The organism is Mesorhizobium sp. P2_C5_2, assembly GCF_056404535.1.
Map to the genome: position 1 here is coordinate 453,467 of NZ_JBFUDV010000004.1, position 20,424 is coordinate 473,890.

At 62.0% G+C, this 20,424-nt stretch carries 16 protein-coding genes; 9 read left to right on the forward strand and 7 right to left on the reverse strand.

Features of this window, described 5'->3' with window-relative positions:
• Entirely contained in the window at nucleotides 1–609 is a 609-nt protein-coding gene (locus tag AC1D1B_RS17420) for a class I SAM-dependent DNA methyltransferase (RefSeq protein WP_477333701.1), read from the forward strand.
• 28 nt (nucleotides 610–637) lie between these two features.
• On the opposite strand, the gene AC1D1B_RS17425 is transcribed toward AC1D1B_RS17420, so the two are convergent.
• Nucleotides 638–1,579, reverse strand: coding sequence for a phosphoribosylaminoimidazolesuccinocarboxamide synthase (locus AC1D1B_RS17425; RefSeq protein ID WP_477333914.1), 942 nt, complete (start codon nucleotides 1,577–1,579; stop codon nucleotides 638–640).
• A gap of 245 nt (nucleotides 1,580–1,824) precedes the next feature.
• Here AC1D1B_RS17425 and AC1D1B_RS17430 point away from each other — a divergent pair, with 245 nt between their 5' ends.
• The 3 genes from AC1D1B_RS17430 to AC1D1B_RS17440 are packed head-to-tail and all read left to right on the forward strand — an operon-like array spanning nucleotide 1,825 to nucleotide 3,963.
• A complete protein-coding gene (locus tag AC1D1B_RS17430) occupies nucleotides 1,825–2,796 on the forward strand; it encodes a DUF3592 domain-containing protein (RefSeq protein WP_477333702.1) in 972 nt (323 codons plus the stop codon).
• 28 nt (nucleotides 2,797–2,824) lie between these two features.
• The gene (locus AC1D1B_RS17435) at nucleotides 2,825–3,343 is read left to right on the forward strand and encodes a hypothetical protein (RefSeq protein WP_477333703.1); all 519 of its coding nucleotides are present in this window, start codon (nucleotides 2,825–2,827) and stop codon (nucleotides 3,341–3,343) included.
• Nucleotides 3,344–3,351: 8 nt separating this feature from the next.
• Complete coding sequence (locus AC1D1B_RS17440; protein ID WP_477333704.1) at nucleotides 3,352–3,963, forward strand: hypothetical protein; 612 nt, start codon at nucleotides 3,352–3,354, stop codon at nucleotides 3,961–3,963.
• Nucleotides 3,964–3,986: 23 nt separating this feature from the next.
• On the opposite strand, the gene AC1D1B_RS17445 is transcribed toward AC1D1B_RS17440, so the two are convergent.
• Complete coding sequence (locus AC1D1B_RS17445) at nucleotides 3,987–4,748, reverse strand: AbiU2 domain-containing protein (protein WP_477333705.1); 762 nt, start codon at nucleotides 4,746–4,748, stop codon at nucleotides 3,987–3,989.
• Between the two features lie 518 nt (nucleotides 4,749–5,266).
• A complete protein-coding gene (locus AC1D1B_RS17450; protein ID WP_477333706.1) occupies nucleotides 5,267–9,046 on the reverse strand; it encodes a vitamin B12-dependent ribonucleotide reductase in 3,780 nt (1,259 codons plus the stop codon).
• Nucleotides 9,047–9,867: 821 nt separating this feature from the next.
• On the opposite strand from AC1D1B_RS17450, the gene AC1D1B_RS17455 reads away from it, so the two are divergent.
• Together AC1D1B_RS17455 and gltX are read left to right on the forward strand one after the other, a co-directional pair.
• A complete protein-coding gene (locus AC1D1B_RS17455; protein ID WP_477333707.1) occupies nucleotides 9,868–10,398 on the forward strand; it encodes a dihydrofolate reductase family protein in 531 nt (176 codons plus the stop codon).
• Nucleotides 10,399–10,568: 170 nt separating this feature from the next.
• Entirely contained in the window at nucleotides 10,569–11,942 is a 1,374-nt protein-coding gene (gltX, locus tag AC1D1B_RS17460) for a glutamate--tRNA ligase (protein ID WP_477333708.1), read from the forward strand.
• Here the strand turns inward: gltX and AC1D1B_RS17465 are convergent.
• Nucleotides 11,860–13,059 carry a DUF2865 domain-containing protein gene (locus AC1D1B_RS17465; RefSeq protein WP_477333709.1) on the reverse strand — a complete coding sequence of 400 codons (1,200 nt, stop codon included), beginning with the start codon at nucleotides 13,057–13,059 and terminating at the stop codon, nucleotides 11,860–11,862. The two genes, gltX and AC1D1B_RS17465, sit on opposite strands and share 83 nt — an antisense overlap.
• 203 nt (nucleotides 13,060–13,262) lie before the next feature.
• Here AC1D1B_RS17465 and AC1D1B_RS17470 point away from each other — a divergent pair, with 203 nt between their 5' ends.
• Nucleotides 13,263–13,880: a DUF1287 domain-containing protein gene (locus AC1D1B_RS17470; protein ID WP_477333710.1), complete on the forward strand. Its 618-nt coding sequence runs from the start codon at nucleotides 13,263–13,265 to the stop codon at nucleotides 13,878–13,880.
• A 5-nt stretch (nucleotides 13,881–13,885) separates the two neighbouring features.
• On the opposite strand, the gene AC1D1B_RS17475 is transcribed toward AC1D1B_RS17470, so the two are convergent.
• Nucleotides 13,886–16,210, reverse strand: coding sequence for an NADP-dependent malic enzyme (locus AC1D1B_RS17475; protein WP_477333711.1), 2,325 nt, complete (start codon nucleotides 16,208–16,210; stop codon nucleotides 13,886–13,888).
• Nucleotides 16,211–16,387: 177 nt separating this feature from the next.
• Nucleotides 16,388–17,167: an SDR family oxidoreductase gene (locus AC1D1B_RS17480; protein ID WP_477333712.1), complete on the reverse strand. Its 780-nt coding sequence runs from the start codon at nucleotides 17,165–17,167 to the stop codon at nucleotides 16,388–16,390.
• A 119-nt stretch (nucleotides 17,168–17,286) separates the two neighbouring features.
• Between AC1D1B_RS17480 and AC1D1B_RS17485 the strand changes: the two genes are divergently transcribed.
• Together AC1D1B_RS17485 and AC1D1B_RS17490 are read left to right on the forward strand one after the other, a co-directional pair.
• Nucleotides 17,287–18,102 (forward strand): UDP-2,3-diacylglucosamine diphosphatase, encoded by an 816-nt coding sequence (locus AC1D1B_RS17485; RefSeq protein ID WP_477333713.1) that lies wholly within the window; start codon nucleotides 17,287–17,289, stop codon nucleotides 18,100–18,102.
• A gap of 103 nt (nucleotides 18,103–18,205) precedes the next feature.
• Nucleotides 18,206–19,420, forward strand: coding sequence for an MFS transporter (locus AC1D1B_RS17490; protein ID WP_477333714.1), 1,215 nt, complete (start codon nucleotides 18,206–18,208; stop codon nucleotides 19,418–19,420).
• Here the strand turns inward: AC1D1B_RS17490 and dgcA are convergent.
• Nucleotides 19,391–20,374, reverse strand: coding sequence for an N-acetyl-D-Glu racemase DgcA (gene dgcA, locus AC1D1B_RS17495; protein WP_477333715.1), 984 nt, complete (start codon nucleotides 20,372–20,374; stop codon nucleotides 19,391–19,393). The two genes, AC1D1B_RS17490 and dgcA, sit on opposite strands and share 30 nt — an antisense overlap.
• Between the last annotated feature and the right edge of the window lie 50 nt (nucleotides 20,375–20,424).

Below are 20,424 nucleotides of genomic sequence, written 5' to 3' on the forward strand. Positions count from 1 at the left end.
ATGACTGTGCTGTCCGAGGACTTGGCCAAGAGCCGTCAAACGATCAACGCCTATGAAGATTATGCCGAACGCTACGACGCACTGGTGCGGCACGTTCCGAACCAAAGAGAACAGAAATGGCTGAAGCGCCTTGTGAAGATCGCCGGCACAGGCGGCCGGATTCTGGAAGTCGGGTCGGGACCCGGATACGATGCGGACTTCGTCGAGGGGCTCGGTGTCCAGGTTCGACGCACCGACGCAACAAAGCGGTTTCTTGAGCTGCAGGCCGCACGCGGCAAGCACGGTGAGTTTCTCGATCTCATCACCGACGATCTCGGCGGCCCCTATGACGCGGTGCTCGCTTTGTGCGTCCTGATCCATGTGCCGCGCGAGCAGATCGACCAGGTGCTTGCCAAGATTGCCGCCTCGCTGCGGCCGGGCGGCGCCTTCCTGGTATCGATGCGCATTGGCGATGGCGAAAAGAGCGGCGAATATCATACTGTCTATTGGCGCCGGGACGATTTCGCGGCCCGTCTCGAAAGCGCTGGGCTGGTCCTTGTCGGGGACGAATTCAACGTCGGCCGCGATCGTGAGGAGTGGACCACCTTCCTGACTGTGCGGCCGTCATGACCCGGCGCGGACTGCAAGGCAATCGCTGTCAGAAGTAAGGCCTCAGATTCTCGCGAATGCGATCCAGCACGGTCTTTCCCGAGGTGTCGGCAGTGAAGGTCTTGCCGGTGATGGTTTCGTAGGCCTGGGTATAGACCCGCGATGTTTGCTCGATCAGCTCGGCCGGGATTTTCGGAATACGGTCCGTGTAGGGGTCGCAGCGCGCCGTGACCCAGGCACGAATAAAGTCCTTGTCGAAGCTCTGCGGCCGCTCGCCGGACTTGAAGCGCTGCTCGTAGCTTGCTGCCAGCCAGTAGCGGCTGGAGTCGGGCGTGTGGATTTCGTCGGCAAGGATGACGGTGCCATCCTTGTTCGTGCCGAACTCATACTTCGTGTCGACCAGGATCAGGCCGCGTTTGGCGGCCAGCGCCTTGCCGCGCGCAAACAGCGCCAGCGCATAGCTTGAGACGGTGTCCCATTGCTCTTCCGACAACAGGCCGCGCGTCAGGATGTCGTCGCGCGTCAAGGGCTCGTCATGACCGCCATCGAGCGCCTTGCTGGTCGGCGTGATGATGGCCTGCGGCAGCTTCTCATTGTCGCGCAGTCCGTCCGGCAGGCGGATGCCGTACATATCGCGCTCACCGTTTTTGTACTTCGTCAGCACCGAGGTGCTGGTGGTGCCGGCGAGGTAATCGCGAACGACGATTTCCACCGGCAATATGTCGAGCCTTGTGCCGACAACGACATTGGGGTCGGGATAATCGAGCACATGGTTCGGGCAGATATCGGCCGTCTCTTCGAACCAGTAGCGCGCCGTCTGCGTCAGCAGCTCGCCCTTGAGCGGGATAGCGGTCAGGATGACATCGAAGGCGCTCAGGCGATCGGTGGCGATGATGATGCGGCGGCCATCCGGCAGATCGTAATTCTCGCGGACCTTGCCTTTGTAGTGGTTCGGGAGTTCCGGAATGAAGGCATCTGAAAGAACGCGCAGTGCTGTCATCCTGGTCTCGTGGCTCCTAACAGTTTGGGGCGACTCTTAACAAAGTTGGCGGGGCTTCGATACCCGAGGAAGAGGCGCCTCGGAATGTGCTGTGTGGACAGGCGTCAATCGGGGACGGAGCGCACCTCTCGATCTGTCGGTTGCCGACTATCCTCCTTTTGCGAATAAACAAGACATTGCCGTCGCCGTGCTGTCTATGTGCTGATACCTGCACTCCTGGGGGGATTGGGGACGCGGTGGACGTAGAACTCAAATTTCTGCTTGTCGGATTTGCCTGCGCGATCGCGGGCGGTCTGTCGTTAATCACCTTCGTGAAATGGCGCGAGGTGCGAACACTCAGCCGCTGGCTGCCGACGCCGGGAAAGATCATCTCGTCCCGCGTCGAGGCGCGTGAAGTCAGAAGCTCGGGCGTTGGCTCGGACAGCAGCGACACCACCGAGATGCGCAATTTTCCGGCGATCACCTTCGAATACAAGGTGGGCGGCAAGAAATTTCAGAGCTCGCGCTACAGCGTGAAGGAGAATCTGGGGAATTTCGAAGTCACCGAAACCCTTGCCCAGTTTCCGCGCGGCGCGGAGGTGACTGTCTTCTACAATCCGGCCGATCCGAGCAAGGCCGTCATCGAGCGCACCATGCCCGACGGCGCCTTCAAGTTCATGGTCAAGCTCTCGGCCGGGTTGGTGATCGGCACAGTGGTGTTGGTGTTTTCGCTCGGCGGCGTGCTGGAGGCGATCCGGCCGCATCTGCCCAAGCCGCAGAACCTCGGCGCCGGAGCGCTGCTGCTGTTCATGGGCCTGATGATCCTGCGCATGGCCTTCGTCCAGAAGTCGCTCGCCGAGCAGGCGGCAAAGTGGCCGGTCGTCGCCGGCCGCATCGATTCCTCAGGTCTGCAGGCGCTGCGAAACTACAGCAACTATCGACGCTGGAGCACCGTTTTCAAATCCCGTATCGTCTACACCTACGGCGTCGCCGGCCAGCGCTACACCTCCGACCGCGTCACCTTCGGCGCCACGGTCACGGCTTCGCTGCCCGGCCTCGTCAGCGGCCAGGCGCGCAGCTATGCCGAGGGCAGCAAGGTCGACGTGCACTATGACCCCGCCAACCCAGGCTCAGCCGTGCTCGAATGCAGGGTACGTGGGCTCTGGCTGCTGTGGGTCTGTTCGGCTGGCTTTATCGGCGCCGCGGCCTGGTTGGTCGGACTGGTCTGAGGCGCCCGTTTTCATGGCGAGACATCCAATGATCGTCCGCAGGCTGGCCATCGTTTCCCTGGGTCTGCTCGGCGCCGTGCAGGCGGCGAGCGCAAAAGAGTGTTTGCTGAGCCACGCCACCTATCGCGAGCCGCGTTCGGGTGCGGTGATGCAATTCCGGCCGCTTGACAATGAGCCGGCTGCACTGACAGCCGAAGTGTTTTCGTTGACCGTGCCGAACACCGACACGCGCCTGCCGGCCGACATCACCTGGACCAACGGCAGGAACTCGTTTCCGCTCGGCACCATCCGCCACACCTGCACCGACGACGACCGCGAAGCGGGCCTGGAGGATGGCAGCGGGCTCTGCCGGATATGGATGGGCCAAGTCTATGCCTTGACCGGAGGCGGCGCCGAGCAGTTGAATTCTCGCGAAGCGACCCCGGCGCCGAAAGGTCTGTTGTTGCCCGATTTCGGCACTGCTTTCACCGAATTTGCCGATTTTCGCCAATGCCAATCCCGAGGGCTCGGCGTGGGACGCCTTCACTTTGACAGGATGCAGCGATGAATAGCGCCATGAGATCGATTGTCTGGGGCTGCGCCCTGCTTGCCTCCATAACGATTTCGGCCGTGGCACGCGCGGACGAGCCGGCGCCATCACGCCCGCCGATCGACAAATGCGTCTGGGAAAAACTGGCCGACAAGACGGTCGGGCTGGCCGCCTGGGTGCAGCGCTGCGATTTCGGCTTCCGCCAGATCCATTTCGAATTCGCCGGCAACGCACTCGCCATCAAATACAGCGATGGCGGCGCGGCCGATCCTCTGGTCGAGGTGTTCGCCATCAAATCAGGCGAAACCGCCGAGGCCGCAGTGCTGCGCTTGTTGCTGGAAAAGACCGACAAGGCCGTCAGCGCCCGCTGCGTAGTGGCACCTTACACCGAGGGCACCGTGCCCGCCGGCGTCAAACGCTACACATTCAGCCCCGACGCCGCCTACGCAAAAGAGCTGAAGGCGCTCGCCAACGACGAGGTTCCCGAGCCGCCCTGCGGCGACTGGGGCGAAATGCCCGACGGCATCCAGTATTTCGAGGTGCCGGCGGGTGAGGGGAGCAAGGCGCTTTTCGTCCGCGTCGGGCAGGATGAGCCGCTGTTCGACGAACAGACGCTGCGGGTGTTGCCGGCGGGGTAGCGCTCGTCGCGGCGCAGCTTGTTCTACTGGCGGCTTAAAGTGTTCAATGGCTTAGGAAGCTTCAATCGATCCCGTTTTTCATAGCGTTTCATGGGATCAGGGCCGTCAGCCATCCAGTCAAGCCTACGATCGTATATGCTACGCATGTTTCCGACTTCGTAGTCAGTTTCCCGCAACTCGTCATATCGCAACCCATCGGCAATGACAGCCATAACCTCAATCGCATCTCGGTCGCCCATGTCCAACAAACCCATGTCGCCGCCAAAATGTCTTGCATTGATCCATCGAAGTACATCGTGAATTGAGATGATCGTATTTGTGATCTTTACGCCCGTAGCAGGCGCTAGCTTGTTCGCAAGTTCAGTAATTTGCTCAAAGTCGTTGTGAGCAATTCGTTTGTCGCGCCATGTGCGCGCGAAGTTAGCTTTCTTTGTGGCTAATTTCGCGCGCTGTCGCAGTCTAGATTTGTGCTTTGATGTATCTAGCTCAACCAACGTGTTAATGCTCAAATTCTCATTCTGCCCCATTTTGGCAGGATCCGTCAGGCGACAAAGTCCGAGTAACACATCTTCAAACATCATATCTTGTATCGCACACCAAAAATTACCGCCGCTGCGATTCAAAAGCTCAACTCGTTCTTGAGTTGAAAACAAGGCTTGATAGCGATCCCATGATGAGGAAACGCGCCAAAGCGCTTGGCATGTGTGATGAAATGCCAAACCATATTTCGTGCCGAGAACACCTTGGTTGTCAGCAAGTGCCTCAATTGCCGTGCGGTGTGCCACTAGTACTATCTCCGAAACAAAATGAATTGCGGACTACCGGCCACGCGAAGTGGCCGGTAGTTCCTAGGTTATTTCCTGCGAGGCGGTTCACCTTTGGTATCGCCACGTCCAGGTTTGGGCACGCGCTCGACCGTAGTTGTATTTGGCCGTCGCTCGGCTTCCTTCACTGGAATAAATTCACCAGTTTTGGAGTCGCGCCCGATGTCTATGGTTTTTCGGTCTGAACTTGCCATTTCGGTTTCCTTTCAATGGCATTGCGCCTTAGCTACCTCGACTCTAAGTCCCGACTCCCCATATGGTAACCTTGCTACAGGAGAGGTCGTCAGGTCTCTTCGCCCCGCGTGAGCTTCGGCTTATTCGCGGTACCAAAGGCCGACCCGAAAGGGGCGGCCTTTGGTGTTTTTGGAGGATGTCACATAAAGACATCCTTATGCGTTGTACCCTTTTTGTTCCCTTTACCATTTCGGCCCGATCTTGCGACCGGGCCGATGATGTTGCGTTTTAGCGTTCGAATTTTCTCAGCTGCACCCGCTCGTAGCACCGCACGTATCGCACTTCTCGCAGGTCCCGTTGCGCACCATGGTAAAGTTCTGGCACTCGGAGCAGGAATTGCCGGTGTAGCCCTGGAGCAGCGACTTGGCGCGGCGGTCGGCGGCGAGTTTCTTGGCTTCGGCCGCTTCATTTGCCGCAGCGTCGGTGAACAGTGCTGCGGTGGCATCGGTGGAAGCCGCTTCCACAACCTCCTCGAAGGCGATGTCCTCGGCCAATTCCTTGGCCCGCTCTTCATAGTCGCGCTTGTAGGCGACAGCCTCGTCGCTGGCCGGCTTCAGCGCCAGCACGTTGGAGCCGGAGAAGGCAGTCGGCGCCGAGCGGGCAGGTGTGCCGGCGCCGGCAAAGCCCTTCGGCTCGCTGCCGGTCACTCGCGACACCAGCTTCACCGGCGAGGCGCCGCGGGTCAGGCCCTTGGAGACCGCGTCCGTCTTGCCTTCGCTGATGCCGCGTCCCAGTGCCGTGTTGGAAAAATCCGACTGATCGACATGGGCGAGGTCGTTGCGGCCGAGATAGGAGATGGCGAGTTCGCGGAACACGTAGTCGAGGATCGAGGTCGCGCTCTTGATGGCGTCGTTGCCCTGCACCATGCCGGCCGGCTCGAACTTGGTGAAGGTGAAGGCGTGCACATATTCGTCGAGCGGCACGCCGTACTGCAAGCCGAGCGAGATGGCGATGGCGAAGTTGTTGAGCAGGCCGCGCAGGGTTGCGCCTTCCTTGTTCATGTCGATGAAGATCTCGCCGAGACGGCCATCGTCATATTCGCCGGTGCGCAGGAAGATGGTGTTGCCACCGATCTTGGCCTTCTGCGTATAACCCTTGCGGCGTCCCGGCAGCTTTTCCTGCTCGCGCGACACGCGCTCGATGATGCGCTCGACGATCCGCTCGGTGATCTGCGCCGCGCGCGCTGCCGCCGGGGCCTGGATCAGCTGCTCGACCGCATCGTCCTCGTCCTCCTCGCCATCGGCGAGCAGCGAGGCATTGAGCGGCTGCGACAGCTTCGAGCCGTCGCGATAGAGCGCATTGGCCTTCAGCGCCAGCTTCCACGACAGCATGTAGGCGCCCTTGGCGTCTTCCACCGTCGCATCGTTGGGCATGTTGATGGTCTTGGAGATGGCGCCCGAGATGAAGGGCTGTGCCGCCGCCATCATCTGGATGTGGCTGTTGATCGAGAGCGAGCGCTTGCCGATCTTGCCGCACGGGCTGGCGCAATCGAACACCGCGAGGTGCTCGGGCTTGAGGAAAGGCGCGCCTTCCAGCGTCATCGCACCGCAGACATGGATGTTGGCGGCCTCGATGTCCTTCTTGGAGAAGCCCAGCGCCGGCAGCATCTCGAACGAGAAATCGTTGAGCTGCTCGTCGGTGAAGCCGAACGTTTCCTTCACCCAGTCGGCGCCGAGCGTCCACTGGTTGAAGACGAACTTGATGTCGAAGGCCGACTTCAGCGCGGCATTGAGCGCCGCGATCTTCTCATCGGTAAAGCCCTTCGCCCTGAGCGAGCCGGGGTTGACCGCCGGCGCCTGGTTCATGTTGCCGTGACCGACCGCATAGGCCTCGATCTCGGCGAGCTGGCTTTCGGAGTAGCCCAGCGTGCGCAGCGCTTCCGGCACGGCGCGGTTGATGATCTTGAAGTAGCCGCCGCCGGCGAGCTTCTTGAACTTCACCAGGGCGAAGTCGGGCTCGATGCCGGTGGTGTCGCAATCCATGACGAGGCCGATCGTGCCGGTCGGCGCAATCACGGTTGCCTGCGCATTGCGATAGCCATGCTCTTCGCCAAGCTCGATGGCGCGATCCCAGGCGGCCTTGGCGTGCTCGACAAGCGCCTGCTGCTTGAGGTCGGAAGCGACCAGCGGCACCGGATTGACGGCCAGCTTCTCATAGCCGCCCTTTTCACCGTAGGCAGCACGACGATGGTTGCGCATGACGCGCAGCATGTTCTGCGCATTGCGGTCGTAATCGGCGAAGGCGCCGAGTTCGGACGCCATCTCGGCCGAGGTGGCATAGGCGACGCCGGTCATGATCGCGGTGAGTGCGGCGCAGATGGCGCGGCCCTCGTCGGAGTCATAGGGGATGCCAGACGTCATCAGCAGGCCGCCAATGTTGGCGTAGCCGAGGCCGAGCGTGCGGTATTCGTAGGACTGCTTGGCGATCTCCTTCGACGGAAATTGCGCCATCATGACGGAGATTTCCAGAACGACTGTCCACAGTCGCACCGTGTGCTCGTAGGCTGCGATATCGATCGTGCCGTCGGCATTGCGGTAGGGCAGGAGGTTGATCGAGGCCAGGTTGCAAGCCGTGTCGTCGAGGAACATGTATTCCGAGCACGGGTTGGAGGCCCGGATCGCACCGGCCGAAGCGCAGGTGTGCCAGTCGTTCATCGTCGTGTTGAAATGCAGGCCGGGATCTGCCGACGCCCAGGCGGCGTAGCCGATCTTTTCCCAGAGGTCGCGTGCCTTCAGCGTCTTCAGCACCTTGCCGTCCTTGCGGGCGGTCAGGTGCCAGTCGGCATCGTCCTCGACGGCGCGCAGGAAATTGTCCTTCAGCGACACCGAATTGTTGGAGTTCTGGCCGGAAACGGTGAGGTAGGCGTCCGAATCCCAGTCGGTGTCGTAGGTCTTGAACGACATCGAGGTGTAGCCCTGCTTGGCGAACTGGATGACGCGGTAGATGTAGTTCTCCGGCACCGCCGACTTCTTGGCCGCCTTGATCTCGCGCTTCAGCGCCGTATTGAGCGCCGGGTCGAAGCAGTCGTCGTCATGGCCTTCGCAATTGATGCAGGCCTTCATGATCGCTTCGAGATGCTTCTTGACGATCTTGGAGCCGGTCACCAGCGAGGCGACCTTCTGCTCTTCATTGACCTTCCAGTCGATGAATTCCTCGATATCGGGGTGGTCGGCGTCGACAATGACCATCTTGGCCGCACGGCGCGTCGTGCCGCCCGACTTGATGGCGCCCGCTGCGCGGTCGCCGATCTTGAGGAAGCTCATCAGGCCCGACGAGCGACCACCGCCCGACAGCTTTTCGCCTTCGCCGCGCAGCAGCGAGAAGTTCGAGCCGGTGCCCGATCCGTATTTGAACAGGCGCGCTTCACGCACCCAAAGGTCCATGATGCCGCCCTCGTTGACGAGATCGTCCTGCACGCCCTGGATGAAGCAGGCATGCGGCTGCGGATGCTCGTAGGAGGACTTCGACTTGGTCAGCTTGCCGGTGAACGGGTCGACATAGAAGTGGCCCTGGCTCGGACCGTCGATGCCATAGGCCCAGTGCAGGCCGGTGTTGAACCATTGCGGCGAATTCGGCGCGACGCGCTGGGTGGCCAGCATGTAGGCGAGCTCGTCGCGGAAGGCGAGGGCATCGTCTTCCGACTTGAAGTAGCCGCCCTTGTAGCCCCAGTAGGTCCAGGTACCGGCCAGCCGGTCGAAGACCTGGCGGGCGTCGATCTCGGAACCGTAGCGCTCGGCTTCCGGCAGTTTTGCCAGCTCGGCCTCGTCGGCGACGGAGCGCCACAGGAAGGAGGGGACGTCGTTCTCCTCGACCTTCTTCAGGCGCGCGGGGACACCGGCCTTGCGAAAGTACTTCTGCGCCAGAATGTCGGCGGCAACCTGGGAGAACTGCGCCGGCACATCGATGTTATCGAGACGGAACACCACCGAGCCATCCGGATTCTTGATCTCCGAAAGCGCCTTGCGGAATTCGATCTCCGCGTAAGCCGATTGCCCTTGCTTGGTGAAACGACGCTCGATGCGCATTGGTCCGGTCCCTTTTGTCTATATATAGCGCTTTTCCCCAGGGATTTCTGCCCCACAAGCTGAAAAACGCAGTCCGCCGTTTGCCGGCATTGCGAGCAACGCCGGCACTCTCCTTTTCGCTCGTGCCGGCATGCAGACAGCAATACGCCTTCCCAAGCGTTTGCCCGGGCTGCAGACCGACCCTTGCGGGTCCCTCAACTGAAACTTTGATCGATTCCCTCGTACGAGGGAGGTTCACACTATCTAGCGTCGAGACTGCCTGCAAACACTAAATATAGTGTTAACAGATGATTTTTTCCAGTCCGACAATTCTCCCTTTCGTCACCCCAAGCCCCACGATCCCAACGCTTCCGCCAGCCTCGTAAACAGGCGGAAATCTGGGCAAAAACGCACAAAATCCGGGAAAAAAGACCGGGCTCGAAACTCTCCGGTCGCGCCCTCAACAAGAGCACATGGCACATAAAAGGCGACTCGGTTTGCGTCGTCAAGGATTCGTTTGCGTAGCTTTTGTGACCCCAACATCTTGTGTGTCACATATGTGGATAACGGGGACAGAAAACGGTCTGCGCCGAATTCGCTTGGACCCGATTCCAAAGCCGGCTTTCGCCCGGCTTGCCGGCCGGACAGGCCAATTCCGCGCTCGATCGTCAGCCAGCCCAGGCAACGCCGGATCGCTGGCGTGCCTGCGCAACCCGATTCCGGATCTTTTTGAAAAAAACTTGACGTCACGACAGGCGGATGCACTTACGGCTGGCGTAGCGGCGAGGGGGTGATTGCGGGCGGATAGACGCTGACCCCTCGCGGGATGGAGACTTTGCAGCATGGCCAAGCTCGTCTTTGGAATGAACCAGTCCCTGGACGGCTACGTCGACCACCTGGAAATTCCGTCCGCCGTCGCAATCTTTCATCACTGGATAGAGCATGTGCGCAGCCTGACCGGCAGCGTGTACGGCCGCCGCATGTATGAGATCATGCGATATTGGGACGATGACCTTCCTGAGTGGAGCGAAGAGCAACGTGAGTTCGCTGAGGCATGGCGCAGCCAACCGAAGTGGGTCGTGTCGCGCTCGTTGACGTCAGTCGGACCGAACGCCACGCTTGTCAGAGATGACATCGAGGGGACGATCCGCGGGCTGAAGGCTCAACTGGTTGGTGAGATTGCGATTTCCGGACCAGAGCTGGCCCGAACCCTGACCGACTTCGGTCTCATTGATGAGTATCGGCTCTACCTCCACCCCGTCGTGCTTGGCCGCGGCAAGCCATTCTTCGCCGGCCCACGGCCACCGCTTCGCCTTTTGGCCAGCGATCGAATTGGCGAGGATACAGTCAGGTTGACGTACGTTCCTGCTTAATCACGCAACCCCTCCCGACTGCCCGCGCCGGCGCGATCAGTCGGCGTCAGGTGAACGGGCTAGCGGCCGTCCTTTTGCGGCCTTTTCATTTTAGCTGGCGTGCATTATGTCTTTGGCGTCGCGCGGGGGCGCGTCTTGTCAATTCTAAGAGCATCCGTTACGCCCCGCCCATGACAGTTACCGTCCGTTTTGCCCCCTCACCAACCGGCCGCATTCATATCGGCAATGCCCGCACCGCCTTGTTCAACTGGCTGTTTGCCATGAACAACAAGGGTCGCTTCATCCAGCGCTTCGATGATACCGACATTGCCCGCTCGAAGCAGGAATTTTCCGACGCCATCCTCTACGACCTGCACTGGCTGGGGATTTTCCCCGACGCCACCGAATACCAGTCGCGGCGCTTCGAGGCTTACGACGAGGTGGTTGAACGGCTGCAGGCGGCAGGCATGCTCTATCCCTGCTACGAAACCCCTGAAGAGCTCGACCTGCGCCGCAAGGTGCGCCGCACGCGTGGCCTACCGCCGGTCTATGGCCGCGAGGCGCTGACGCTTTCGCAGCAGCAGATCGCCGAGTACCGGTCCGACGGCCGCCGGCCGCATTGGCGCTTTCTGCTGCCCAACTTCACCAGCGATCCGTTGCAGCCGGAACGCACCGAAGTGCACTGGAACGACCTGGTGCGCGGCGAGGAGACTGTCGATCTCGCCTCGCTGTCCGATCCCGTGCTGCGGCGCGAGGACGGCACCTATCTCTACACGCTGCCGTCGGTGGTGGACGACATCGAGATGGGAGTCAGCCACGTCATCCGCGGCGACGATCACGTCACCAACACCGGCGTGCAGATCGCACTGTTCAAGGCGCTGGGCGCCGAGCCGCCGGTCTTCGGCCACCACAATCTCTTGACCACGGCCTCGGGCGAGGGTCTGTCGAAGCGCAGCGGCGCGCTGTCGATCGAGAGCCTGCGCGAGGACGGCATCGAGCCGATGGCGGTCGCTTCGCTGGCCGTGCTTGTCGGCACCTCGGAAAATGTCGCGGCCATGCACGACATGCCGGCACTGGCCGAGCGCTTCGACCCTGCTGCTACGTCGAAATCGGCCGCAAAATTCGACCCGGACGAGCTGTTTGTGCTCAACCGCGCGCTCATGCACCATATGCCGTTCGCCGAGGCGCAGGATCGGCTGATCGTGCTCGGCATCTCGGGCGACAAGGCCGAGCCGTTCTGGATGGCGGTGCGCGGCAATATCGACCTGCTGAGCGACGCGGTCGGTTGGTGGCGTATCCTTGCCGACGGACCTCAACCGGCGCCGGAATTTTCCGATGAGGATCGCGACTTCCTGCAGCAGGCCTTCGACCTATTGCCGGAAGAGCCATGGACCGGCACCGTCTGGAAGGACTGGACGGCCAGGATCAGGGAAGCCAGCGGCCGCAAGGGCAAGGCGCTGTTCATGCCTCTGAGGCTGGCGCTTACCGGACTTGCTTCCGGGCCGGAGCTTGCAGATCTATTGCCGCTGCTGGGTCGGGAAGGAACGCTGGCCCGACGACCCTGATCTTGCGCTGGTCGGGCGGGATCAGCGACACTGGCGACACCACCGGTTTCACGGCAAGGCGCTTGATGGCGGCGCTGTCGAGCCCGCCTTGCATGTTGGCGAGCGTCTCCGGATCCGCGCCCGGATCGGGCTTTGCCGCCGGCACGGGGACGAACGGCGTCGTGTCGGTATCGGGCTGCGATTGTTCGGGCGGTGGCGGGTTACCGCCGATGATCTCGAAATTTCCGACCTGCGCATTGCAACCACAGGCCAGTGGCCGCGACATGTTGGGTTGTTTGTAGAGATAAGCGGTCGGCAATTCGCTGTAGGGCCTGCCGGTCACCGATGAGGTCATGTTGGCCGAATCGTCATCCATTCCGCGCGAATAGTAGACCTGCATTTCGGTGCCGGGGCAGCTCGATTCGCAATTCTTCTGGTCACGCTCGAAATCGCCGAGCGAGGCCGAATTCGACATCGGGAAGAAATAGCCGTCGCAGGTGCGCACGCAGCTCGTATGGAACTCACCGCCGACCGTCGGGAAATCCGGCACGCCGGGCTGGTTGAGCACGCGGCGCACATTGCGCTCCTCGCCGGGATCGTCGGGCTGATCGAGCGTGTCGATCTGCTGGTTGCCGCCGAAAAGCTGGTCGAACAGATTGCCGTCGTCGGGTTCGCGGCTGGCTTCCTGCAGCGGCTCCTGCTGGCGCGGCGCGGGCTCGTCGCGGCAGCCATTGGCGTCGAGCGCGGCCAGGATGCGGCTGCGGTCGCGCCGCGAGCCGCCGCCGGCAAGCTGGGCGCGTTTGGCTTGCAGAGCATCGAGATTGGCGTTCATGCGATCTATGCTGCTGTTTAGCGCAGCACATTGGCTGACGTTGCGCGAAAACAGCGAAAATCCGCAATTCGCATCGCTCGCACGACCGCGCACCTTTGATAGCTGTTCGAGCTGGCGGGCGATGGCGTTGTCATATTTCCGCACCATGCCGGACTTGCCGCCACCATTGGATGAAGAAGCAAGCTCGGCTTCCAGCTGCCGGCAGACGCGCGAAGCGGCCTGCGGTTCAGTGGTGGCGACGGCCGAAAGCACAAGCGCGCCAAGCAGCGCAGCCAAATGCGTCAGCCTCCACCTTCCGCCCGTCATTGCCCGAAACCCCGCTTGCCTGCCTATCTACCGGATTCGCGGTTAACCGTTCCCTCAATCTACAACCAAAGATGGTCTTAGCCCATAGACGCGGTGCAAGAGGTGTTCGGATAGAGCGGCAACTGCACGATCTCACCGCTGCATGAAAAAGGCGCAATCGCCCCGGAATTATCCCTCGATCCAGCAATGTCCGGGGACCTGGCATGACCGCGATTACCCGTCGAACCGCACTGCAGTTCGGTCTGTTGTGCCTGGCGGCGCCTGCCCTCGGGCAGGAGACATCAGCCGCGCCGGACTGGCGCAGCAAATTGGTCGAAGCCGCGCGTGAGCAGATCGGCGTCACCACCCTCTATGATCCGACCTATGTCCGCCTCGGCTATCCCGGCGGCGATGTCGCGCCGGATCGGGGCGTGTGCACGGACGTCATCGTGCGCGCCTATCGCCGTGCCTTCGGGCTCGACCTGCAGAAGCTGGTGCACGAGGATATGGCGGCCAATTTCGCGGCCTATCCCAAGATCTGGGGCCTGAAAGCGACCGACAGCAACATCGACCACCGACGGGTCGGCAACCTTGCCGCCTTTTTCGGGCGCAAGGGGGTTTCCTTGTCCGTCAGCGAGGATCTTGCCGACTTTCAGCCAGGCGATCTCGTCACCCAGATGCTGCCCGGCAACCTGCCGCATATCGTCATCGTTTCATCCAATCGCTCGGCGGAGTTGCCGGAACGAGCACTGGTTATCCACAATATCGGCGCGGGTGCCCGCGAAGAGGATACGCTTTTGACCTTCAGGCAGACCGGCCATTACCGCTTCGCGCCTGCCTGACAGCTTCAGCCGAAATCGACCACCGCCTGCGCCTTGTGCGCCGCCTCGACCACCGCCAGCGCCGTCATGTTGACGACGCCACGCGAGGTCACCGACGGCGTCAGAATATGCGCCGGCTTGTCGGTGCCAAGCAGGATCGGTCCGACATGCAGCGCATCCATCATCGTCCTCAGCGCGCTGAGCGTGATGTTGGCGGAGTCCAGGTTCGGGAACACCAGCAGATTGGCTTCGCCCTTCAACCGCGAATGCGGGTAGACGCGCTGGCGCAGATGCTCCGACAAGGCGGTGTCGGCATGCATCTCGCCGTCGCATTGCAGGTCGGGCGCAACCCGCGCCAGGATCGCCGCCGCTTGCCGCATCTTCAGGGCACTGGGGGAATCGCGCGAGCCGAAATCCGAATGCGACAAGAGTGCCGCCTTGGGCTCGATGCCGAAGCGCTGGATTTCCTCCGCCGCCAAAATCGTCATTTCGGCGATTTCCTCGGCCGTCGGATCGACCGAGACATGGGTGTCGGTGAGGAAGATGATGCCGCGCTGCGAGATCAGCATCGACAGCGTCGACAGATCGCGGTCCTTGACGCCCGGGCGAGCGCCGATGACCAGGGTCACATTGCGCAGATGCCGCTCGAAACGGCCTTCGAGGCCGCAGATCATGGCGTCGGCGTCGCCGCGCTTCAACGCCAATGCAGCGATCACCGTATTGTCGGTGCGCACCATGGTGCGCGCGGCCTCTGTCGTCACGCCGCGCCGGCCGGCGAGTTCGATCAGGAGATCGACATAGTGGCGATAGCGCGGATCGTCCTCGGGGTTGATCAGGCCGAAATCAACGCCCGGCTTGATACGCAGGCCGTAGCGCTTCAGCCTGACCTCGATGACATGCGGGCGGCCGATCAGGATCGGCTCGGCGATACCTTCCTCCAGCACCACTTGCGCTGCGCGCAGCACGCGTTCGTCCTCGCCGTCGGCATAGATGACGCGCTTGGCGGTCGACGCCTTGGCAGAGGAAAACACCGGCTTCATCACCAGGCCGGAGCGGAAGACGAAGCGGTTGAGCTGGTCGATATAGGCAGCGAAGTCGGTGATCGGCCGGGTCGCGACGCCGGTGTCGCAAGCGGCCTTGGCCACCGCCGGTGCAATGCGCAGGATGAGGCGCGGATCGAAGGGCGAGGGGATCAGGAAATCGGGCCCGAAGATCGGCGTCTCGCCGGAATAGGCGCGCGCAGCGACATCGGACGGCTCTTCACGGGCAAGGGCTGCAATCGCCCTGACCGCCGCCATCTTCATCTCCTCATTGATGGCGCTCGCGCCGCAGTCCAGCGCGCCACGGAAGATATAAGGAAAGCAGAGCACGTTGTTGACTTGATTGGGAAAATCGGAGCGGCCGGTGCAGATCATTGCGTCCGGCCGCGCAGCCCTTGCAGCCTCCGGCATGATCTCCGGATTGGGGTTGGCCAGCGCCAGGATCAGCGGCTTCGGCGCCATGTGCTGCAGCAATTCCGGCTTCAGCACGCCGGCGGCCGACAGGCCGAGGAACACGTCGGCATCTGGGATCACATCGGCCAGCGTGCGCGCCTCGGTGTCCTTCACATAGGGGTCTTTCCAGCGGTCCATCTCGTCGGTGCGGCCCTTGTAGGCGACGCCGAAGCGGTCGGTGACCCAGATGTTCTCGACCTTGGCCCCGAGCGAGACCAGCAAATTGAGGCAGGCGAGGGCGGCGGCACCCGCGCCCGAGGTGACGATCTTAATGTCCGCAATGGTCTTGCCGGCGAATTCCAGCCCGTTGAGCACGGCGGCGGCGACGATGATGGCGGTGCCGTGCTGGTCGTCGTGGAACACCGGTATGCCCATGCGGGCCTTCAGCTGCGCCTCGACCTCAAAACATTCCGGCGCCTTGATGTCCTCGAGATTGATGCCGCCGAAGGTTGGCTCGAGCGCCGAGATCGTCTCGACCATGCGCTCGATGCCAGGAGCATCGATCTCGATGTCGAAGACGTCGATGCCGGCGAATTTCTTGAACAGCACCGCCTTGCCTTCCATCACCGGCTTGGAGGCGAGCGGGCCGATATTGCCGAGGCCGAGCACGGCCGAGCCGTTGGAGACGACGCCGACCAGATTGGCGCGCGCCGTATAGTCGGCCGCGGTCGCCGGATTGTCGCGAATCTCGAGGCAGGGGGCGGCGACACCGGGCGAATAGGCCAGCGCCAGGTCGCGCTGGTTGCCGAGCGGCTTGGTTGCCTGGATCTCCAGCTTTCCCGGTCGTGGATGCTTGTGGAAGTAGAGAGCGGCTTCGTCGAGGTCCGAACGTGCCGTTTTCTTGTTCTCGCCTTCCATGCGGCCGCTCCCTCAAACCTGCTGTGCTCGAGTCCTTTTAGCATGCGGCCAAGGTTTGTCGCGACGCTAAATGACGCGTCGTCAGCTTTCTGCTGCGGCGCGTCGAAAGTCGCGTTGCATCAGATACTTATGCCGATTTCATCGCGAACGACTCGTGCTGCTTCGCAGGCGCGTCTATCAAAAGGCACTGACATAGAGGCCGCCATCGACCGGGATGTTCTGGCCCGTGAGATAGCCGGCATGGACCGAGCACAGGAAGGCGCAGATCTGGCCGAACTCTTCCGGCGTGCCAAGCCGCTTGGCCGGAACGTCGGCGCTGATGCGGGTCTTGCGTGCCACGGCCGCTGCCGGATCTTCCGTCGTGCCGGCCTCATGCGGGCCGCGCAACCGGTCGGTGTCGAGCTTGCCCGGCAGCAGGCTGTTGATGGTGACATTGCGGTCGATCACCGTGCGCGCCACGCCGGCCAGGAACGAAGTCAGCCCGGCGCGCGCACCGGACGACAAGTCGAGGCCGGGGATCGGCACATAGACCGACAGCGAGGTGATGTTGACGATGCGGCCGAAGCCGCGCTTCGCCATGCCGTCGATGACAGCCTGCACCAGTTCGATCGGCGTCACCATGTTCTGCGTCACGCCTTCGAGGATTTTCGTGCGATCGAGCTCGCGGAAATCGCGCAGTGGCGGGCCGCCATTGTTGTTGACCAGAATGTCGGGGTCGGGGCAGGCTGCCAGCAGCGCTTTCTGCACCTCCTGCTTCGAGACGTCACCGACGATCTCCGTCACCTTCACGCCGTAGCGTTCGCGCAGTTCAGCGGCGGTTTTGGCCACCAGTTCGGCATTGCGGCCGTTGACGACGAGATCGCAGCCGGCCTCGGCCAGCGCCATGGCGCAGCCACGGCCGAGCCCTTTGCTCGAAGCGCAGACAATGGCCTTCTTGCCCCTGATACCGAGATCCATGCCGATTTCTCCGTTGATTGGCGCGGCAGGCTAGTACTTTGGCTGGCCCAATCGCAACCGTCATACGGTTGTTGCATGAATCGGGGCATAGCCTGCGCGAAAGCAACGGTGACGATCTGATGTCTGGCACAGAAACCCGCACTTTCCGCAGCATGTTCATTTCCGACCTGCATCTCGGCTCGAAGGCGGCCAAGGCCGAGTTCCTGATCGATTTCCTGCGGTATCACGACGCCGATATCATTTATCTCGTCGGCGATATCGTCGATGGCTGGCGTCTGCGGCGCAGCTGGCATTGGCCGCAGAGCCACAATGACGTCGTCCAGAAACTGCTGCGCAAGGCGCGCAAGGGCACCTCGATCACCTACATCGCCGGCAATCACGACGAGTTCGCGCGCCAGTTCCAGGGCGTGCATTTCGGCGGCATCGTCGTTGCCGACCGCGCCATCCACGAAACCGCCGACGGCAGGCGTCTGCTGGTCATCCATGGCGACCAGTTCGACACCGTCGTCCACAACCAGCGCTGGTTGGCCTATCTCGGCGACTACGCCTATGACGCCGCCATGATGGTGAACCGCGTGGTGACGAAGCTCCGCCATCTGCTGGGCCTCCCTTACTGGTCGTTCTCGTCCTGGGCCAAGGTCAAGGTCAAGAAGGCGGTCAACTTCATCGGCTCGTTCCAGACCGTGCTGACCGAAGAAGCGCGCCGCTCGCATGTCGACGGCGTCATCTGCGGCCATATCCACCATGCCGCGATCGAGAACTACGGGGACGTGCAGTACATCAACACCGGCGACTGGGTGGAGAGCTGCACGGCGGTGGTCGAGCATTTCGACGGCCGGATGGAGATCATCAACTGGGCGAAAATCCTGCCCGAGGCGCCGGACGAGCCCTTCATCCCGATGCTGATCGAGGACAGGGTCGTCGAAGCGGCGTAAACCCGTGTTAATCGATTAGTCCAGGCAGTTTCGACTCAATCGCCCCCATGTTAAGGGATCGATCTGCGTTGCAGCCCCTTGTGCAGCGTAATTGGATCGATTCATGTCGCTGCCGCCGCTCTCGCCTGAACAACTCGTCAAGCCGCGCCATTTTGAGCTGCGCATGAGCCTGATCTTCGCGACACTGTTCGTGTCGCTGGGAACGCATCTGCCCTATTTCCCGCTCTGGCTGCAGGCTCAGGGCTTTCACGCCGAGCAAATCGCCATCATCCTGGCGGCGCCGATGTTTTTGCGCGTGGTGACGACGCCGCTGCTCACGGCGCTGGCTGATCGCGCCAAGGACAGGGCCGATGTCTATATCGCGCTGGTGGCCGCGACCATGGTGCTTTCCGCCGGCTATTTCCTCACCCCCACCTACGCCATGGTGCTAGCCGTATCGCTGGCGCTGACGGTGGTGTGGACACCGCATTCGCCGATCGCCGATTCGCTGGCATTGTCGGGCGTACGCCGCTTCGGCTCCAACTACACCGCGATGCGCAAATGGGGCTCGATCTCCTATCTCTGCGCCAATGCCGTGGGCGGCTTCATCCTGTACTGGACAAGTGTGCAGGCCGTGCCGGTGATCATTTTCGTGTCGCTTGCGGCCGCACTCGTCGCCGGGCTGCCGGCGCCACGGCTTGGCCGTCCGCGCCGGGCCTCGCCGCTTTCGGCCACCGATATCCAGCATTCGGCGCCCAGCCTGCTCAATCCGTATTTCCTCTATTTCACCCTCGGCGTCGGCATCATCACCGCCAGCCATGCCTTTCTCTACGGCTTCGTATCGATCTACTGGAAGTCGATCGGCATCAGCGGCTCCGTCATCGGCCTGCTGTGGGCCTGGGGCGTCGTAGCCGAGGTCTGCATGTTTTTGTTTTTCAACCGTATTTTTGCCTCCGTCTCGGTCGTCAAGGTGATGCTGATCGCCGGCATCGGCTCCATCGTGCGCTGGATCGCCTTTCCGCTGATCTGGCCGCTTGGGCTTGGCGTTGTCGGCTTCTTCGGTGTCCAGACCTTGCATTCGGTATCGGTGGCGATGGTGCTGATCGGTTTGCAGAAGATGATCGGCGAGACTGTGTCGGAAGAACGCACAGGCGCCGCGCAAGGCATTGCCTATTTCTTCAACGGCTTCTTCATGGCAGCGGTGACGCTGGCATCCGGTCCGCTTTACGAGCGCTACGGCGTAGACGGCTTCCTGGCAATGATCCCGATCGCCATCATTGGCCTGGCGCTGATCGGGCTCGCCGCGCGTTCAGCCCCACAGCACCCTGTCAGGCGGTAAGACCAGCGATCCCTCGTAGACAAGACCGGGCTGGCGGTCGCGCGCCAAAAGCAGTGGACCGTCGAGATCGACGAACTCGGCGCCTTGCGCGAGCAGCACCGCCGGCGCCATCGCCAGCGAAGTGCCGACCATGCAGCCGACCATCACGTCAAAACCCAGCTCGCGGGCGCGGTCACGAAGGGTCAGCGCAGCCGTCAGGCCACCGGATTTGTCGAGCTTGATGTTGACGGCGTCATAGAGGCCGACAAGCGTTTCGAGGTCCTTCGCCTCGTGCACGCTTTCATCGGCGCAGATCGGCACGGGATGCGCAATGTGGCGCAGGATGGCATCGTGGCCGGCGGGAAGCGGCTGTTCAATCAGGGTGATGCCGTGCTCGGCGGCAAAAGCGAGGTTCTCGACGATGTTGGCATCGGTCCAGCCTTCATTGGCGTCGAGGATGATGCGGCTGTTAGGCGCCGCCTCGGTCACGGCGCGGATGCGCGCCATGTCGTTGTCGCTGCCAATCTTGACCTTGAGCAGTGGCCGCCCGGCATTGGCACGGGCCTGCGCCGCCATCGCTTCCGGCTCGCCCAGCGACAGCGTGTAGGCCGTCTCCAGCGCCGACAAGGGCACGGCGTGGATGGCGGCCGCCACCGCTATGCCGCTCATCTTCGCCTCCAGATCCCACAAGGCGCAATCTATGGCGTTGCGGGCAGCCCCCGCCGGCATCGCATCGAGCAGGTCCTTCCGGTTGATGCCGCCTTCTATCTGCCGGCGCATCGCCTCGATGGCGTCGCGCACGCCGTCCATGGTCTCGCCATAGCGCTTGTAGGGGACGCATTCGCCCCAGCCGCGATGGCCGCGATCGCTGATCATGCAGGTGATGACTTCGGCTTCAGTCTTCGATCCGCGCGAGATGGTGAAGGTGCCGGCGATGGGAAAACGCTCGGCCTCAACCGAAATGACACGCGCCATATTTTTCTGCTCCAGCTATGCGACAACGCGTCGTCGGCAAATCGACAGGT

Excerpts from the sequence above, each read along its gene's own strand:
- AC1D1B_RS17485 (WP_477333713.1), top strand. The coding sequence starts at position 17,287 with ATGTCTGGCACAGAAACCCGCACTTTCCGCAGCATGTTCATTTCCGAC.
- AC1D1B_RS17450 (WP_477333706.1), bottom strand. The coding sequence starts at position 9,046 with ATGCGCATCGAGCGTCGTTTCACCAAGCAAGGGCAATCGGCTTACGCG.
- AC1D1B_RS17420 (WP_477333701.1), top strand. The coding sequence starts at position 1 with ATGACTGTGCTGTCCGAGGACTTGGCCAAGAGCCGTCAAACGATCAAC.
- AC1D1B_RS17435 (WP_477333703.1), top strand. The coding sequence starts at position 2,825 with ATGATCGTCCGCAGGCTGGCCATCGTTTCCCTGGGTCTGCTCGGCGCC.
- AC1D1B_RS17465 (WP_477333709.1), bottom strand. The coding sequence starts at position 13,059 with ATGACGGGCGGAAGGTGGAGGCTGACGCATTTGGCTGCGCTGCTTGGC.
- AC1D1B_RS17475 (WP_477333711.1), bottom strand. The coding sequence starts at position 16,210 with ATGGAAGGCGAGAACAAGAAAACGGCACGTTCGGACCTCGACGAAGCC.
- AC1D1B_RS17480 (WP_477333712.1), bottom strand. The coding sequence starts at position 17,167 with ATGGATCTCGGTATCAGGGGCAAGAAGGCCATTGTCTGCGCTTCGAGC.
- AC1D1B_RS17455 (WP_477333707.1), top strand. The coding sequence starts at position 9,868 with ATGGCCAAGCTCGTCTTTGGAATGAACCAGTCCCTGGACGGCTACGTC.
- gltX (WP_477333708.1), top strand. The coding sequence starts at position 10,569 with ATGACAGTTACCGTCCGTTTTGCCCCCTCACCAACCGGCCGCATTCAT.
- AC1D1B_RS17440 (WP_477333704.1), top strand. The coding sequence starts at position 3,352 with ATGAGATCGATTGTCTGGGGCTGCGCCCTGCTTGCCTCCATAACGATT.
- dgcA (WP_477333715.1), bottom strand. The coding sequence starts at position 20,374 with ATGGCGCGTGTCATTTCGGTTGAGGCCGAGCGTTTTCCCATCGCCGGC.
- AC1D1B_RS17470 (WP_477333710.1), top strand. The coding sequence starts at position 13,263 with ATGACCGCGATTACCCGTCGAACCGCACTGCAGTTCGGTCTGTTGTGC.
- AC1D1B_RS17490 (WP_477333714.1), top strand. The coding sequence starts at position 18,206 with ATGTCGCTGCCGCCGCTCTCGCCTGAACAACTCGTCAAGCCGCGCCAT.